This window comes from Priestia veravalensis, from assembly GCF_001457055.1.
Classification (GTDB): domain Bacteria; phylum Bacillota; class Bacilli; order Bacillales; family Bacillaceae_H; genus Priestia; species Priestia flexa.
The window spans coordinates 1-17,906 of record NZ_KQ758667.1; the positions used below are offsets into that span (position 1 = coordinate 1).

Here is a 17,906-nt window from a genome sequence, read left to right on the forward strand (position 1 = left end):
CATATCTTTTACCAGTACCTCTTGGCATTTCGACACCTCGTTATAGTTTTTATTTTTATTATAACAATCTGTGTCTACTTTTTAGTCTAGCATCATGTAGGTCAAATGGTGTAAAAGCAGATATGGTAGAAGAATTTGTTTTTAATAAAATACAAGATAGTTTATTGAATGAAAATATATTAAGGGATATTGTTAAGAATTTAAATGATAAAAGAAAAAGCACAATAAAGCCTTTAGAGGAACACCTACTACAAGTGGAAAGGGACATTAACGGATACAATAACAAAAAGAGTAAATGGTTTGAGTTATATGAGGAGGGGATGATTTCAAAGGAGGACTTGTCACAAAGGCTTGGGTCTATTACAGAAGATATTGAAATCAAAAGGAAACATAAAGAATCAATCCAAGAAAAACTAAGATTAAATAATTCAGAACCTATCGATTTAATGGTAGTTAAAAAATTAATGACTAATTTCAACGGAATCTTAAAAACTGCTAATCATGATAAGAAAAAAACAATCTTAAATATGGTGGTTGAGAGAATTACTCTAAATAAAGAAAGAGTGGTAGAATCAATCGTACTGCACTTTAATGGAAAATCACAAAATCACATATTATGTAAAAAAGAGGGCGAATCTTCACCAGAAGATCCGTCCTCTTTTAATTTTACTTTAATCTTGTAGCAAAAATTAAACACTAATGGAGGAAGTTAAAATGAAGAATTACTCACTAACGCGAAATGAGCAGTTAAAGTTATTGGAAGTAGATCAATTTCAAAAACAACCCGCTAAAAGAGTTAATATTGTAAGTTTAAAATTGGTTAAAGAGAATAGTTTTCTCTATCCTGATAGAAATGTTAGGTCACCAGAGGATGCATATAAATTATTAAAACAGTTCTTAGTAGAAGTAGATCGAGAATACTTTATAGTTGTTTGTTTAGACACTAAGAATCAACCTACTGCGATAAATGTATGTCATATAGGGAGTTTGAATGCTAGCATAGTTCATCCAAGGGAGGTGCTAAAGCCAGCAATATTGTCTAATTCTGCTTCAATAATTGTGGCACATAATCATCCTAGTAATGATCCTACACCAAGTCGTGAAGATATTGAGGTGACAAAAAGGTTAGTGGAAGCTGGTAAGGTAGTTGGTATAGAGTTAATCGATCATATCGTTATATGTGCAAACAGCTATATTTCATTGAAAGAGAAAGGGTATGTTTAAAATTAGTCACTGTAGGAATATTCTACAGTTATTTCTTTAGTGAATATTTTATTTACTGCAGAAAATTAACTAAAATTATTTTGATTTTATAATGTTATTATCACAATAAATATTATTATAACGGGTTTTTTAAATAAAATTACTCTCCAGTAATTACTATTATTGACATAAACACTGTAGAAATGATATCCTGCTTTTAACAAACAGAGGGGTGTTAAAAATGGCGTTTCTACAGAAAAAGACTCAAGGTATTACTGGTGATTGGAATTACCGAAAAGAGCTAATGGCTATGCTTTCAGAAGAGAAGTATGAAAACTTCACATTTGCTACTGCATTTGCCTCGGAAAATGGCGTTAACCTATTAGAAGAACAACTGGTAAAAGTAGGTAAAAATGTAACGGTATTTGTAGGGGTTAGAAATGGAGTCACTACTTATCAAGCAATAATTAAGCTTTTATCTCTTGGGGTAAAAGTGTTTGGAGTAGACACAGGAAGTGCAGCGAAAATATTCCATGAAAAGACTTATACTGGCAGTAATAGTGATGAGGCAATTGTGGTAACTGGTAGCGGGAATTTAACTCGTGGTGGTCTTGTGGCTAATATCGAATCAGGGACATTAATTAAATGTGACCTCACGAACATAAATGACGAGGGTTATTATCAGCAGTGCATGGAACAGTTGAACATTTTGGTCCACGATTACCATCGGAATGTATATCAAATTAATGATGTAGTTATGGCAGGAGAGTTATTAGCTAATGGTATTTTAATCGATGAAAAGAAAGCAAAACCTCGAACCGTAAAAGGAACATCTAAAGCGAACTTAGCTTCAATAGAAATACCTCCAATGAAAACCTTTGTTGAAAAGACTGGTATTCAAAAGTCAGAAAAGGTGGCTGAAACAGAAGGTAACTACTTATTAGCAGTTCCAGATGAAACTAATAGTGAATTCAATGTATTAAACTTTGAAAAAATTTGGCGTAGTAAGGAATTAACTGAGCGCGACCTTAATATTCCAACTAATGCTGGTACCAATACGACAGGCTCGATGCTTCTAAAAAAAGGAGCATATGACATTAATCAACAGAGTTACTTTTATGAAGAGGCTTTTAAGGAATTAACCTGGACACCTGGTGCAGGCAATAAAGATAAATTCCTATACGCAGAAGCTCATTTTGATTTTCTAATTGATGGGGTGTTTATTAAAGGTCATGAATTGGTATTAAAACATGATCCACGAACTAATACCAAGACCTATTTGCAAAAACAACCGATGACTCATCTTTTATGGGGAGCGGCTAAACCGTTAGTTGCTAAACGTCATTTACTAGAGGAAATCATGACAATATATAAAGACCAAAATAACCCTGGAAAATATTTAATTAAGATTGAGGCGGAAGAATAAGTTATTGATTTTCTGTACATCCCAAGAGATGTACAGATTTTTTTGTAAAAAAATACAAACACTTGTTCGTAATTAATGCTGTTTAATTTAGTCGAAATATGTTAGAATCAAGAGGGGTGATTATAATGAAATTAAAACAGAATGCAACAGCTGAAAAACTTGCAGGTAGATATTACACACCCTATGAATTAGCTGAATTTATTGTACAATGGGGTACATCAGATATAGAAGTGAATAATATTTTGGAACCAAGCTGTGGAGATGGTGTATTTTTAGAAGCTCTACGTGAAAAAGATATTGCTTTTAATTGTACAGCTGTAGAAATTTTTGAAGAAGAAGCAGAAATTGCAAGAAACCGACTTGTTTTAGATGAAAGGTTCAATGTAGTCGTAGCTGATTTTTATGAAACCTATATTGATTTAGTAGATAGAAATATAAAGTATCAATTTATAATGGGTAATCCGCCATATATTAGATATCAATATTTAACTCCTGAGCAAAGAGATATTCAATCGAATATTTTACACATGAGTGGGATGACTGCAAATAAATTAATAAACGCATGGGTAGCCTTTGTAGTTGCTGCAATAAATATGCTGGACGATGATTCAAAAATAGGTTTTGTAATTCCAGCTGAATTATTACAAGTCAAATACTCTGAACAACTACGTATGTATTTAATGAGAGAGTTAAATGAAATTACCATAATTACTTTTGAAGAACTAGTATTCGAAGATGTTGAACAAGAAGTTGTGGTTCTTTTAGGGAGAAAAAGATCAGATCATGAGGGTAGTCATGTTATGAAAATTCTTGAATTTAATAATGTTGATGATCTAGTGATTAACTTTGTACAAACAAATAGACTTACTCGGTTTCAACCAATTGATATGAGTACTGTGAAGTGGACAAAATACTTCTTAACTTCAGAAGAGAATAGAGTAGTTAGGGAAATAATAAATAATCAAAACTGTATTAGATTTGGAGATATAGCGGAAGTCGATGTGGGAATAACAACAGGGAATAACAAGTTCTTCTGTGTTGATCACCAAACCGCAGTAAGACATGACTTGTTAAGTGTTTCAAAACCATTAATAGCTAGAAGTGTTAATATTCCTGGAGTAACTTTTGATGGTGATGATTGGCAGAGGAACATTGAAAATGGAGCAAGAACTTATTTGTTAGATTTTAATCCAATCCCAGACGACCAGTTATCAGAAGGGCAAAGGGACTATATCAAACATGGAGAATTAATGGGGGAGAACACGGGTTATAAATGTCGGATTAGACAAAGGTGGTATGCAGTCCCATCTATTTGGGAACCAGATGCATTCTTTTTAAGAAGGAATTATCATTATTCGAAGTTTGTATTGAATCTAAATAATGCAGTTAGTACAGATACAATGCATCGTGTTGCATTTAATTTAGGTGTAAGTCCTAAAAAAGCAGTCTTAGCCTATTACAACAGTATCGGATTTGCTTTTACAGAATTAGAAGCAAGAAGTTATGGTGGAGGGGTGTTAGAAATACTTCCAAGGGAATTAGAAAATGTCCGCATTCCAAATGTATTGGATTTAGATATAGACGATGAAACAGTGGATATGTTATTCAATTTTCTAAATGAAACAATTCGCTCAGAAAGAAATATTGAGGAAGCCTTGGACTTTATAGATAAAAAGATCCTTATTGAACGAATGGGTTTTACAAGAGAAAATATACAAACCCTAAGGGGTGTATGGCACCGATTAAAAAATCGCCGTTTAGGTAGAGGAAGTAGTTCAGAAATTCAAGAAATACCAGAAATTTATGAGTAATAACACATAATCTTTTATCCTTAGTATCAAAAATTAGTACTAAGGTTTTTTTGTGTTTTGCGTAAGGTTTGTAGTTACCTATGTCACGGTGAACCGTAGCATAAGTAAACTCTATTTTTATAAATAAGAAGACACTGAGACATAAGTAGTTGAGCCCCTACTATACCTGAACGATTGAGAGTTTCTCACTTTTAATCGTTCAGGCTTTTTGTTGATTGTGAAAGCAATGTTGGAAACAGGGTGGAATGGAGCGTAGGACACTCGGCTCCTGTGGAAAACTGAGATATCAAAGCGCAGCGAAGAAGCTCAGGTTCCTCCCCGCGGAAAGCGAGTGGCCGTAGCGCAATGGAACGAACGTGTTCAGATAACCTAAAGAGATGGGAACATCTATTGTTCGTGTCCAAAACTCAAACTCTTTTAATCAAAATTTAATTATCAAAACATCTAAGCAGACAATAAAATCTTCTTTTCCACTTCTAGCTTCCGGTAGATAAGCGCAATTAACATCGCAGGTAAGCTACACGCAAGCATTCCAATGAAAGCATATCTTGGCTCAATTTCATATAAGAAGCCACCGAAAACTGTGAATACAGCCGTGCTCCAGCTGAGTGCGAAAGCTGAGTACATGCCTTGAGCTTTTGGAATATGTGTATGTGGAATGTTTGCTGTTAAGTATTTCATGAAAGCATAGTGCCCCATCGCAAATGAAAACGCATGTAGGGTTTGGGCCATACAAAAGACAATAATGTTTGGAAAAATGAATACTAACACCCATCGCAGAGAAGAGCCAGCTGCAGCTAATGCTAATAGGGTACCCGGTGAAAACCGGCTAAAGCGTTTATCTGCAATCGAAAAGAAAATAATCTCAGCAATAACGGCAATATTGATAATGGCACCGATTAGATAGATTGGCGCATCGATTTCTTGTAAAAAGATATAGCCATAGTTGTAATAAGTAGCATGGGCGGCTTGAAGCAGCACCACAATAATAAGTACAACTAAGAAATGTTTGGTGCGAAATAAATCTATGATATTTACCTTTTTACCTTGGTTTATTTGTGGTTTCTTCGATAAAATGTCCGGAGCACTTGTGAAACTAAGAGCGACAAAGCAGCTAATCCCAAGCAGTAGCGCCCAAAAGATCATGTTATCTCCAAGCATTCCTGTAAATACAGTTAACAGGATACCTACAGACACAAATCCAATCGATCCCCATTGACGACTTTTTCCGTAGTGTTTCAGCTGTTTACTTTGTACAAGAACACCAGCGACGCTATCTAAAGCTGGCATTAAGGTTGGGTAAAAAATATGCAAAAAGACGGTTACGACTAGTAAGCTTGTAAACGAATTAGCTGGAATGTAACAAAGAATCCCAATCAGCGTGCCAATTCCCGCAATATTTAAAAGCGCTTTATTGCTGACTCGTTCTAATAAATAAGGAAAAGCAAATAGTGTAGAAAGCCCCCTCGCCACTAAGCCAATACTCATAATAAAACTAGCTTCTGAAACGCTAATTCCTTTTGTTTGAATCATCCAGCCTGACCAATAGGGTAGAAAAATTCCCCATGTCAGAAAAAAACTAAAAAAATGTGTGCTCATCCACCGTTGTGTATTCATTCGTATCCTCCTTATCAATCGCATGATATCATGAGAATAAATATGATTACTATGAGATATCTCATAGTTTTGAGGTGGCAGATGGAAATTTACAAAGGTGAAAAAAAGCGGTTGTATCTAGAAAGGCATTCAATTGCTAATCAGTTTTCTTTTGAAATTGAAGAGTTTCTTGAGGTACGAGAGTATAAGCGCGATGAGTGGATTATCCGCGAAGGAAGGAGACCAGATTTTTTATTTTATGTGACAGAAGGAAAAGCGAAAATATACGTAACACATCAAAACGGGAAAGTATCGCTTCTTAACTTTATCAATGCGCATGATTATATCGGTGAAATGGAATTATTAAACGATGTGTACTATACAAAAGGAATTCAAGCCGCCACCAAAACAGTTTGTTTGGTGTTGCCTTTCTCCCAATGTCGCACCAGGTTGCTTGAAGACGCTAAGTTTCTTCGAGAATTAACAAAGTTTTTGAGTGTTAAAGCAACGTTAATGGCAGCTAAATACTCACAGAGCTTAGCTTTCCCTCTAGAGAACAGGCTTGCGGACTTTATTATACAGACGGCTGATAACGGAGTTTACCGAGAAAAGCACGTCATTGTTTGTGACTATCTCGGTGTTTCGTATCGCCACTTGTTGCACGTATTGACACAGTTCTGTGAGAAAGGATACCTGCAAAAAGAAGGTAGAACCTATAAAATTAAAGAGCAGTATGCTTTATATGAACTTGCCGAGGCGATTAAGAATAAAAGCATGTAAGCTCAAGCTGAATATATAGTAAAACCTCATAAAATCGCATAAAATAATGTTAAAATAAACAGCGGTGAATAATTTCTATTTTAAGTGCAGCTGTTCATAGGAATGTTCTCACCCTTCAACTAAAGAAAGGAGGGGGTTTTCATGATTAAATTAAATCGTGTAAGTAAAAGGTTTGCACAGTTTCAGGCGATTAAAGAGTTATCTTTAGAGATAAATAGCGGTGAGATTCATGGAATTATTGGAGCGAGTGGAGCGGGGAAATCAACGTTGCTTCGTCTTATGAACCTACTTGAAATTCCAGATGAGGGAGAAGTGGAAGTGAATGCTCAAATCTTAACAAAGATGAGTGGGAAGAAGCTTCGAGAAGCGAGAAAGTCGATTGGGATGATCTTTCAACACTTTAATCTAATTTCTAATAAGACAGTGTACGATAACGTAGCTGTTTCATTAGAGCTAACAAGATCTCCAAAAGAGGAACAGAAAAAGCGCGTGCTAGAATGCTTAAGCTTTGTTGGCTTAGCTGAGCTAAAAGATAAGTATCCAGCTCAGCTAAGCGGTGGCCAAAAGCAGCGTGTGGCCATTGCAAGAGCCTTGGCAAACAAGCCGCAAGTGTTACTTTGTGATGAGCCGACCTCATCTCTGGATTCTAATACTACAGCTGATCTATTAAAAGTATTAGAGGATATTAATCAGCACTTAGGTGTGACCATCGTGATTGTCAGCCATGAGATGGAAGTCATTAAAAGCATATGCAATCGCGTCACCGTTCTCGAAAATGGATCTCTCTATCAAACGGTAACGACAAAGCCAAAAGGTGTTCAAATGAAAGAGAATCGGGCACAATATTTTGTAGATCAATTAACAGAGGGAGAGGAAATAGACAATGCTTGAAGTTTTGGCACAATATGAAACTGAAATATGGCAATCTATTGGTGAAACCTTTGTGATGGTTGGTGTTTCAATTTTAGCTGCAGTTCTCATCGGACTTCCCGTTGGTACTTTTTTATTTCTTTGTCGGAAGGGGCAATTGATTGAAAATCAACTCATATTTTCAATCTTAAACCTAATGGTAAATACAATTCGCTCGTTTCCATTTTTATTACTGGTCGTCTTCCTCATACCGTTTACTCGTTTTGTCCTCGGGACAGCAATTGGAACAGCAGCAGCAACAATTCCACTCTCGATTATTGCCATTGCGCACTACTCACGTCTTGTTGAGCAATCGCTGTTAGATGTGCCTAAAGGTGTTATCGAAGCAGCGATTTCGATGGGGGCATCTGTTCGAGAAATTATGTTTAAGTTTGTTTATGTAGAAGCACGCTCGGGTCTAATCCTTGGACTGACGACATCCATTATTAGCTTTATTTCGTATTCGACTATTATGGGAGTTGTTGGCGGAGGAGGAATTGGTGATTTCGCCATTCGGTATGGGTATCAACAATTTAAAACAGATTTAATGATGTACATGATTATTATTATGATTGTGTTGGTGCAGCTCGTCCAATTTGTTGGAATGACTGTGGCCAGAGTGTTGGATAAAAGATAAATAATGGAGGAAAAAAATGAAAAAACTATTCTTTTTTATGTTGGTGCTTGTTGTAGCACTAAGTGGTTGTGGCCAAGCAAACGAAACAAATGAAAATAAAGATAAGCAAGGACCAGATGGAGAAGAAGTTACGTTAAAAGTAGCCTCTTTAATACCACCAATGACAGAGATTTTAGACCTTGTAAAGCCAAAGCTAAAGGAAGAAGGCATTGACTTACAAGTAGAAGTCTTGAGTGATAACGTACAGCCCAATAGCGCGCTTGCAGCTAGAGAAGTAGATGCAAACTTCTTTCAACACGTGCCTTATATGGAAGAATTTAATCGTAATAACAACGCAGAATTAGTAGCCGTTGAGCCAATTTATTTTGCAAATTATGGGGTATATTCAAAGAACTATAAGTCAGTAGAAGAATTACCTGATGGTGCGACTGTGGCCATTGCTAATGACGTTTCTAATATTGATCGTTCTCTTTCTTTGCTTGCGCAGCATGATGTTATCAAGTTAGGTGACAAGAAAGATACGTATTATACGAAGGCGGACATTAAAGAGAATCCCAAAAACCTTAAGTTTAAAGAAGTTGATTTACTGATGCTATCGAGAATGTATGATGATGCGGATGCGGTAGTCATGACGCCAGCTTATGCCGCGCCTCTTGGTTTAACACCAAAAAGTGATGCACTTCTTACTGAAGGAGTAGACAATGATTTTGCAATTACCTTAGTAGCGCGCAAAGATAACGCTGATTCAGATGCAATTAAGAAGCTAGCTGAAGCAATGACAAGCCCAGAAGTTCGTAAATTCTTAGAAGAAAAGTACGATGAAACAGCTATTCCAGCCTTTAAATAAATAAAAAAGTCATTTGAATATTTGTTCAAATGGCTTTTTTATTTTATATTCCAGCAATTATTTACTGTCATTTAGAAAAATTAGACAAACAATTTGATTTTTTTAATTACAAAACTTTAATAAGTTTCATAACCTATCACCGCGCGTTAAAAATCATTTAGAATGTCTATAAGTCAATTGAAAACGATTACAAAAAGGGGATGGAGCGTATGGAAAAGCCATTGAGAAAGTCAGATGCCTTAGATCAAAGGCCAAAAGTATATGATCTTTCGCAAAATAATATGCAGCCGGCAATTATGGGCATGCCCATTTTATGGTTTGCTTTGTTTTTAGCCATCACAGTCGTGACGGTTTATACCGGTAATCTACCTGCTGGTATGATTGGAAGTTTACTTGTCATGGTTGTATTCGGTGAAGCTTTAGGTTGGATTGGAGATCGCTTACCAATCATTAAATCTTATTTAGGTGGAGGAGCTATTGTTGCCATATTTGGTTCCGCTTATATGGTATATAGCGGGATTCTACCGGAAACCGTAACAACAAATGTGACGGATTTTATGACAACTGCTGGGTTTTTAGACTTTTATATTGCAGCTTTGATCACGGGTAGTATTTTAGGGATGGATTCGAAAGTACTCATTAAAATTGGTGTTCGCTACTTTGTTCCAATTTTTGGTGCAGTAATTGGAGCTATGGTGATTGCAGGAATAGTAGGGGTTCTAATTGGTTTTTCACTGCAAGATGCAATTCTAGTCATTACACTGCCAATTTTAGGTGGAGGAATGGGAGCTGGAGCAATTCCGATGGCTCAGGTTTACTCAGAATCACTTGGAAACTCTCCAAGCTATTATATTTCAATTCTTGTTCCAGCATTAGCATTAGGTAACGTATTCGCTATTATTTTTGCGAGTCTATTAAACAGCTTAGGTAATAAGGTCCCTTCATTGTCAGGAAACGGTCAGCTTATTCCAGGTTTAAAAATAGAAGAAAAGAAGTCAAAGTTTGATATTTCGAAAATGGGAATTGGATTATTAGCCGCTCTACTATTCTTTGCTTGTGGCCATTTATTAGGTGCAATTATTCCGCTTCATCCGTATGCATTGATGATTATCCTTGTTGCTGTTGCTAAAATTGCCAACCTAATTCCTGAAATTGTTGTGGAAGGTGCGAGCCAGTGGTATCAATTTGTTGCTAAGACATGGACACTCGCTCTACTATTTGGAATTGGTGTAGCGTATACAGATTTAAATGCTGTGTTAGAAGCGCTAAGCCTTCAGTATATCTTACTAGTAGCTGGCGTTGTGTTAGGTGCCGTAATCGGAGCAGCATTGCTTGGGCGACTAGTTGGTTTTTATCCGATTGAATCGGCAATTTGTGCGGGTTTATGTATGGCAAATATGGGAGGAACTGGTGACGTAGCCGTTCTTTCAGCATCAAAGCGTATGCAGCTCATGCCATTTGCACAAATTGCTTCTAGGTTAGGAGGAGCTCTTATCCTCCTGTTGACAGGCTTAATTATTCCGCTCTTTATGTAGAAGATTGTAGGAGACCTTATGTTAAAGAGGTCTCCTTTTTTATGTGATAAAAGTCAGATAATTCTAACTAAACCTACCAATCAGTTACATCTCTAGTTATACTAAAATAGTAGGGGGCGTTGCAAAGTGAAGGCTCGTTGGCCGTTAGAACGTAAATTTATGTTCTTGGTTTGTATTTTAGTTACGATGATTATGTTAATGGTAGCAATTGTATATATTTACTTTGAACGAAAACAAACGCGCGAATTGCTAGGCGAACAAGCATTAACAACAGCGATTGCTGTTTCAGAAATGCCGTTCGTAAAGGAAGTTATTCTGCAAAATGAAAACGCTACGATGATTCAGCCACTCATTGAGCGAATTAGAAAGCAATCAGGCGCAGAGTTTATTGTAATTGGTGATGCAGATGAGGTTCGTTATACTCATCCTGATAAAGAGAAGATTGGTCAAAAGATGATTGGCGGAGATAATGAACGAGCTCTTATTGAAGGAGAAAACTATATTTCATTTGCCAAAGGATCTCTTGGGATGTCAGTAAGAGGAAAGTCACCTATCTATGATGAAAATAACCAGATTATTGGCGTTGTATCAGTAGGTTTTATGCTATCATATGTGGATTCTTTATTTGAGCAAGGGCTTGCTGCTTTTTCTATTTGGCTTGCTTTTATTTTTATTAGTGGTGTTGCGGGGAGTTTTATGCTTGCCAAAAGTATTCGTAAGGACACGTTTGGTCTGGAGCCTTATCAAATCGCTAGGCTGTACAAAGAGAGAGGAGCTATTTTAGAAGCGCTAAATGAAGGGTTAATTGCGACAGACCAAAAAGGGAATGTGACGCTCATTAATCATTCAGGCAAAAAGATTCTTGGAATTAGAGAGAATATCATTGGCCAACCGGTTCAAAAAGTTTTAAGAGATTCGGAAATTTCGCATGTGCTCGCTAATCAGCTGGCCACCGGTCACTATGAGACAATCTACGATAAAAAGCCGTTGATTGTACATTATAAAATAATTGGTGAAAAAGATAGTTACGCGGGCAAATTGGCTAGCTTTCAAGAGAAATCTGGTGTTCAAGAGCTAGTCAACACTTTATCGGAGGTTCAACAGTATTCTCAAGACCTGCGTGCACAAACTCATGAATATACGAATAAGCTATATGCCATTTCTGGATGGCTGCAGCTGGGGTATAGTGAAAAGGCCAAGCAATTCATTCACGAAGAAATTGGCCAACAAAAAATATATGAGCGTGTGTTATTCGAACGAATTACTGATTCGACTATACAAGCAGTTTTAATTGGCAAGCTTTCTAAAGCTTCTGAAAAGAAGATTGACTTTATTATTGATGAAGATAGCTTTATTCAGATGACTTGGCCAATTAAGATGACGGCAACTTTAGTCACTATATTAGGAAATATTATTGATAATGCGTTTGATGCTGTGGCAGAAGAAGCAGAACCACTTGTCGATTTGTTTCTAACAGATATAGGCGATGAATTAGTTATTGAGTTGGGAGATAATGGTTGCGGTATTGAAAAGGCGGATATCAACATGATTTTCAACGAAGGGTACACCACAAAAGCAGGGAGACATAGAGGTTTTGGATTAGCGCTTGTGAAAGCTGCTTTAGATGAACTCAATGGAACAATCCATCTATCAAAAAATCAGCCATACGGAACTGTTATTCATATACATATACCAAAAACAGGAGCGACATGATATGAAGGTTTTAATTGCAGAAGATGACTACAGAGTAGCAGATATTCACTGTCAGTATGTAAAAAGCTTAAAGCAAGTAAAAGAAGTGAAAACAGTTGCAACAGCGAAAGAAACTCTAGATGAAGTAAAGCGTTGGCAGCCTAACTTAATTTTATTAGACGTATATTTACCTGATCAAATAGGAATTGACTTGATTCACCAATTGAAAGAACAGTGTTTAACCGTACAAGTGATATTAATTACAGCTGCAACTGATATAAGCGTATTGAAAGATGCATATAACCTTGGTGTCATTGATTATCTAGTTAAACCAATTGAGCTTCAACGTCTTTCTGATGCTATTGAGAAGGTAAGCAGAAATAATCGAGTCTTAAATTCTCAGCAAAAAATTACTCAAACGATGGCAGACCAACTTTTTCAGTTTAAAAATACTAAAAAAATAGATGGAAATCATCTTCCAAAAGGTATCGATCAGTTAACTTTAGAAAAAGTGAGAGAATTATTAAAGCAGCAAAATGAAGGGATTACAGCAGAAGAACTTGGCAAACTTCTAGGCGCTTCTCGCACTACTTCAAGACGATATTTAGAATATCTAATCTCTATTCATGAAGTGAAAGCTGAGCTGGTATATGGGATTGTTGGAAGGCCAGAGCGAAAATACTATGTTGTTTATTCCGAATAAGGAGCTTTCAAAGAGTTCACTCTTTGAAAGCTTTTTTTGTGAACAAAATGAACTTAATTTGCAAAATAACCTTAATACACTTTAAAAAGAAAACGGTTACAAAAATGAACTCGGTAGGTAAAATTAGTTAAAAATAAAAAGGAGGCGCTTTCATTGATTAAAAAATGGTTAGTTTTACTTAGTGTAAGCTTAGTTGCATTAACCGGTTGTTCCATGCCAGTTCAACAAGGAAAAGTTAATGAACAAGGAGAGTGGGAGCCAGACCGATCTATTGAAATTATTGCGCCATCTGCAGCAGGTGGAGGATGGGATACTACAGCACGTATGTTAGCACGTACAATTGATGAAGAAAACTTAGCAAACAAAGGATTTGGCGTTGTAAATAAGCCAGGTGGGGGAGGCGCTGTTGGTTGGGCATACATTCATAAGCGAAATGACCCTCATAATCTGTTTATTAGTTCACCTCCTCTACACTTTGTTGCATTGAATGGACAGTCTCCATATGGTTACAAAGACTTTACGCCTATTGCAAATTTAATTGCAGATTACGGAGCTTTTGCAGTGCGCGGTGATGCTCGTTGGGACAGTTTAGATGAGCTTTTTGAAGAGATGAGAAAAACGCCAGAAAAAGTTACTGTTATTGGAAACTCATCACCAGGAAGCATGGACCATATGCAGTTTGTGTTATTCGCAAATGCAGCGGGTGTGGATATTACAAAAATTCGCTATATCTCTGATCAGGAAGGTGGAGCGATGACGGCTGTTTTAAACGGTAGTGTAGATGTGGTGTCAACCGGCGTATTGGACGCAGCTGAACAAGCACGAGCTGGGAAAATGAAAGTTTTGGGCATCACTTCACCTGAAAGGCTAAAAGGAGATAAGTTTTTAGGTACTTTGCCAACAGGAAAAGAACAAGGAATTGACGCTGAGTTTATTGTATGGCGTGGTATTTTTGGACCACCTAATATGACAAAAGAACAATTAGATTACTATCAAAAAATCTTTAAGAAAGCATCCGATTCAAAATCTTTTGCAAAGGTTCGCGAATCGTACGGCTGGGATGAACAATATATGGACAGCGAAGAATTTAAATTATTTTTAGATGAACAATCGAAAGAGCTAGAGACTTTATTAAAAGAGCTAGGGTTTATAAAAAAATAAAGGAGGTAACTGCATGAAGTGGTCTGTTAATAAGGGGTTAGGTTTAGCATTAATGACTCTATCAGTCGTCTATTTATTTTTAGCATTTAATTTACCTGAGTATGCGTTTGTTCCTGTAGATTCAGATCTTATTCCAAAAATGCTCGGCTTTGGCTTATTCGTGTTAGCTATCGTTCTCTTTTTTAGTCCAGATAGTGATACAGAAGAACAAAAGAAAAAGCGCGTCATTAAGCGGAACGAATTATTTATGCTTTTAGGGGTTATGGCTCTTATTTTAGCTTATATTACCGTACTAGAAGTAGTCGGCTTCGTTATTATGACAACGGCCTTTATTATTTTCTGCTCTCGATTTCTCGGTTATAAAAATTGGGTGGCGAATATTTTAACCGCCTGTATTTTTTCGATTGGGTCTTATGTTTTATTTAACTATGGTTTAGCTATTCGATTACCCGCAGGTATTTTGCCATTTTAATGAGATAAGAAAGGGGGAAGAGAGTCATGTTTGAAGGAATTGTACAAGGGTTTCAAGTTGCTTTTAGCTGGGAAGCTATACTATTTGTCTTCATCGGTGTTTTTATTGGAACAATTATCGGAATGATTCCAGGTCTAGGACCAATCAGTGCAATTGCGATTATGATTCCAGTGACGTATGGAATGGATACAACAAGTGCACTGGTTATGATGGCAGGAGTGTATTATGGTTCGATGTACGGTGGATCGACATCTTCCATTTTATTAAATGCCCCTGGAGTAGCAGGAACCGTTGCAGCATCATTCGATGGTTACCCGATGTCTCAGCAGGGAAAAGCGGGTAAGGCGTTAGCCATCTCAGCTATTTGTTCATTTATTGGGGGTACTGTTAGCGTTGTGCTCTTGATGACGTTCGCACCGATGCTGGCCAGCGTGGCCATCGTATTCGGTCCTCCAGAATACTTTGCGCTAATGCTCCTTGGGCTGACGGCCATTGCTAGCCTATCGGAAGGTTCAACAATTAAAGCGTTAATTTCAGCAGTTATTGGTTTTATGGTTGTGACTATTGGAATTGATGCACAAACGGGTACGAGTAGATTTACATTTGGCAGCGTGAACTTATTAGATGGAATTGATTTTTTAATTATTGCACTTGGCGTATTTGCTTTAGCTGAAGTTTGCTTTTTAATATTAAACCGTAAGCAAAAACTAAAAGGATTAAATAATATCGGTAGTTTAAAGTTAAGTAAGCAAGACTATAAAGACATGGCTGGACCTATGACGAGACAATCCTTTCTTGGCTTTATCTTAGGGGTTTTACCGGGTGCAGGTGCGACAATTTCTTCGTTTGTAGCTTATATATCTGAAAAGAAGCTAGCTAAAAAGCCAGAGGAGTTTGGGAAGGGATCTATTAAAGGTTTGGCAGCACCAGAAACAGCGAATAATGCAGCAACAAGCGGTGCGTTTGTACCATTATTAAGCCTAGGAATTCCAGGTTCAGGTACAACTGCTGTTATGTTGGGCGCATTTCTTGTTTTAGGTGTTCAACCAGGTCCATTACTCATGACGGAAAATCCATCTATATTTTGGGGAATTATTGCAAGTATGTATATCGGAAACGTATTTTTGTTAATTTTAAACCTTCCGTTGATACCATACTTCGTAAAAATATTAAAAGTGCCGCGTCCACTTTTAATTTCACTCGTTATTATTTCAAGCTTGGTGGGAGTGTACGCTGTAAGTTTCAGCACGTTTGATTTATATCTCCTCGTTTTGTTTGGAATTCTAGGTTACTTAATGAGAATCTTTGTGTTTCCAGCAGCACCATTCATTTTAGCTTTTATTTTAGGTGGAATGATGGAAAATTCGCTTCGTCAATCGCTGACGATTTCAGGGGGATCCTGGAATATTTTCTTGACGAGTCCATTGGCTATGTCACTGATTGTACTAACGATTTTAGCAGTGATAGTGCCAGCATGGAGAGGGCGTTCTAAGCGTAAAAAAGAAAATACTCAAATTGGAATGTAACTATAAAAAAAGAACCCTTGTCCAAAGCAAGGGTTCTTTCAATTGGATAAATCGTTAACTTTTAATCAGTTACGGATTAGATAATCAAAAGCACCTAAAGCTGCTGTTGCACCTGAACCCATGGAGATAATAATTTGTTTATAAGCACTGTCTGTGCAGTCTCCCGCAGCGAATACGCCAGGGATGTTAGTCGCACCATGCTTATCAACAACGATTTCTCCCATACGTGTACGTTCTACATCATCGCCTAACCAATCAGTGTTTGGTACTAAGCCTATTTGAACGAATACACCTTCTAATTCAACGTGTTTTTCTTCCTCTGTCTCACGATCAATGTAAGTAATACCGTTTACTTTATCAGTTCCGGTAATTTCTTTTGTTTGAGCGTTTTTCACGACAGTTACGTTTGGAAGGCTGTTTAGGCGCTCTTGTAATACAGCATCGGCTTTCAGTTCAGACATATATTCAAAAACAGTTACGTGATTTACGATACCTGCAAGGTCAATCGCTGCTTCCACGCCTGAGTTTCCACCGCCAATAACGGCTACGCGTTTACCTTCGAATAAAGGACCATCGCAGTGTGGGCAGTAAGCTACACCTTTGTTTTTGAATTCTGCTTCTCCAGGTACACCAACATTACGCCAGCGAGCACCTGTTGAAAGGATGACTGTTTTACTTTTTAAAACAGCGCCATTATCCAGCTCAAGTTCGACAAGGTCTTTTTTCTTTAAGCTACGAGCGCGTACTAAATTCATTACGTCAATGCCGTAATCTTTAACATGCTCTTCTAAGCTTGCTACGAGTTTAGGACCTTCTGTTTTCTTAACGCTAATAAAGTTTTCGATGCCCATTGTGTCCATAACTTGTCCACCAAAGCGCTCGGCTACAATACCCGTGCGAATACCTTTACGCGCTGCATAAATCGCGGCACTTGCACCAGCCGGACCGCCACCAACAACAAGTACATCGTAAGGATCTTTATCAGCAAACTCTGCTGCATCTGGGCCGCTGCCCAGTTTATTTAAAATTTCTTCGATTGTCATACGACCGCTGCCAAACTCTTCACCATTAAGGTAAACAGTTGGAACTGCCATAATATCTTTGCTTTCTACTTCTTCTTTATAAGCCGCACCGTCAATCATTGTGTGAGAGATACCATTGTTTAAGATACTCATTAAGTTTAGAGCTTGTACAACATCTGGGCAGTTATGGCAGCTTAAGCTGATATAAGACTCAAATTTGTATTCGCCCTTAATGTTCTTAATCTGGTCAATCACTTTTTGATCAACTTTTGGTGCACGTCCACTTACTTGTAATAAAGCAAGAACTAATGAAGTAAATTCATGTCCTAAAGGGACGCCAGCAAATGTTACACCTGTATCTTCACCGATACGATTTACGCTAAAGCTCGGTGTACGCTCTAATTCAGCTTTTTCAACTTTAATGCGAGATGACATTGTTGCTAGTTCATCTACTAATGAAAGCATGTCGCGAGATACTTTATCTTCTCCCGCGCTTACTTTTAGCACAATGTCACTTTCTAATAATTGAAGATACTGATCTAGCTGTGCTTTGATATTTGCATCTAATAACATGTAATCAAACTCC

15 protein-coding genes and 1 pseudogene are annotated in these 17,906 nt (G+C 37.2%); 14 read left to right on the forward strand and 2 right to left on the reverse strand.

Annotated elements, in window-relative coordinates:
• The 4 genes and pseudogenes from AS180_RS14650 to AS180_RS14665 form a co-directional block, all read left to right on the forward strand.
• Positions 1-683 (forward strand): annotated as a pseudogene (locus AS180_RS14650) (hypothetical protein); the annotation flags it as partial.
• Positions 684-714: 31 nt separating this feature from the next.
• Positions 715-1,224, forward strand: coding sequence for a RadC family protein (gene radC, locus AS180_RS14655; RefSeq protein WP_062687012.1), 510 nt, complete (start codon positions 715-717; stop codon positions 1,222-1,224).
• Between the two features lie 220 nt (positions 1,225-1,444).
• Positions 1,445-2,629 (forward strand): phospholipase D family protein, encoded by a 1,185-nt coding sequence (locus tag AS180_RS14660; protein ID WP_062687013.1) that lies wholly within the window; start codon positions 1,445-1,447, stop codon positions 2,627-2,629.
• Positions 2,630-2,754: 125 nt separating this feature from the next.
• The gene (locus AS180_RS14665) at positions 2,755-4,440 is read left to right on the forward strand and encodes an N-6 DNA methylase (protein ID WP_062687014.1); all 1,686 of its coding nucleotides are present in this window, start codon (positions 2,755-2,757) and stop codon (positions 4,438-4,440) included.
• A 444-nt stretch (positions 4,441-4,884) separates the two neighbouring features.
• On the opposite strand, the gene AS180_RS14670 is transcribed toward AS180_RS14665, so the two are convergent.
• Entirely contained in the window at positions 4,885-6,057 is a 1,173-nt protein-coding gene (locus AS180_RS14670; protein ID WP_062687015.1) for an MFS transporter, read from the reverse strand.
• Positions 6,058-6,138: 81 nt separating this feature from the next.
• On the opposite strand from AS180_RS14670, the gene yeiL reads away from it, so the two are divergent.
• The 10 genes from yeiL to AS180_RS14720 all read left to right on the forward strand — a co-directional run bounded on the left by yeiL (position 6,139) and on the right by AS180_RS14720 (position 16,298).
• Positions 6,139-6,816 (forward strand): transcriptional regulator YeiL, encoded by a 678-nt coding sequence (gene yeiL / locus AS180_RS14675; RefSeq protein ID WP_062687016.1) that lies wholly within the window; start codon positions 6,139-6,141, stop codon positions 6,814-6,816.
• A gap of 141 nt (positions 6,817-6,957) precedes the next feature.
• Positions 6,958-7,707, forward strand: a complete 750-nt coding sequence (locus AS180_RS14680; RefSeq protein WP_025910440.1) for a methionine ABC transporter ATP-binding protein — start codon at positions 6,958-6,960, stop codon at positions 7,705-7,707.
• Entirely contained in the window at positions 7,700-8,362 is a 663-nt protein-coding gene (locus tag AS180_RS14685; protein WP_062687018.1) for a methionine ABC transporter permease, read from the forward strand. Before AS180_RS14680 ends, AS180_RS14685 begins: the two co-directional genes overlap by 8 nt.
• Positions 8,363-8,378: 16 nt before the next feature.
• A complete protein-coding gene (locus AS180_RS14690; RefSeq protein ID WP_062687020.1) occupies positions 8,379-9,209 on the forward strand; it encodes a MetQ/NlpA family ABC transporter substrate-binding protein in 831 nt (276 codons plus the stop codon).
• A 200-nt stretch (positions 9,210-9,409) separates the two neighbouring features.
• On the forward strand, positions 9,410-10,744 hold the full coding sequence (locus AS180_RS14695; protein ID WP_374699997.1) for a 2-hydroxycarboxylate transporter family protein: 1,335 nt from the start codon (positions 9,410-9,412) through the stop codon (positions 10,742-10,744).
• A 126-nt stretch (positions 10,745-10,870) separates the two neighbouring features.
• A complete protein-coding gene (locus tag AS180_RS14700) occupies positions 10,871-12,457 on the forward strand; it encodes an ATP-binding protein (protein ID WP_226372973.1) in 1,587 nt (528 codons plus the stop codon).
• Position 12,458: 1 nt separating this feature from the next.
• Positions 12,459-13,139 (forward strand): response regulator, encoded by a 681-nt coding sequence (locus AS180_RS14705; RefSeq protein WP_062687023.1) that lies wholly within the window; start codon positions 12,459-12,461, stop codon positions 13,137-13,139.
• A gap of 213 nt (positions 13,140-13,352) precedes the next feature.
• Positions 13,353-14,300, forward strand: coding sequence for a tripartite tricarboxylate transporter substrate binding protein (locus AS180_RS14710; protein ID WP_090752837.1), 948 nt, complete (start codon positions 13,353-13,355; stop codon positions 14,298-14,300).
• Between the two features lie 13 nt (positions 14,301-14,313).
• Positions 14,314-14,772: a tripartite tricarboxylate transporter TctB family protein gene (locus AS180_RS14715; protein WP_062687025.1), complete on the forward strand. Its 459-nt coding sequence runs from the start codon at positions 14,314-14,316 to the stop codon at positions 14,770-14,772.
• A gap of 26 nt (positions 14,773-14,798) precedes the next feature.
• Entirely contained in the window at positions 14,799-16,298 is a 1,500-nt protein-coding gene (locus AS180_RS14720) for a tripartite tricarboxylate transporter permease (protein WP_062687027.1), read from the forward strand.
• 65 nt (positions 16,299-16,363) lie between these two features.
• On the opposite strand, the gene ahpF is transcribed toward AS180_RS14720, so the two are convergent.
• Positions 16,364-17,893: an alkyl hydroperoxide reductase subunit F gene (gene ahpF / locus AS180_RS14725; RefSeq protein ID WP_062687029.1), complete on the reverse strand. Its 1,530-nt coding sequence runs from the start codon at positions 17,891-17,893 to the stop codon at positions 16,364-16,366.
• Positions 17,894-17,906: the final 13 nt, after the last annotated feature.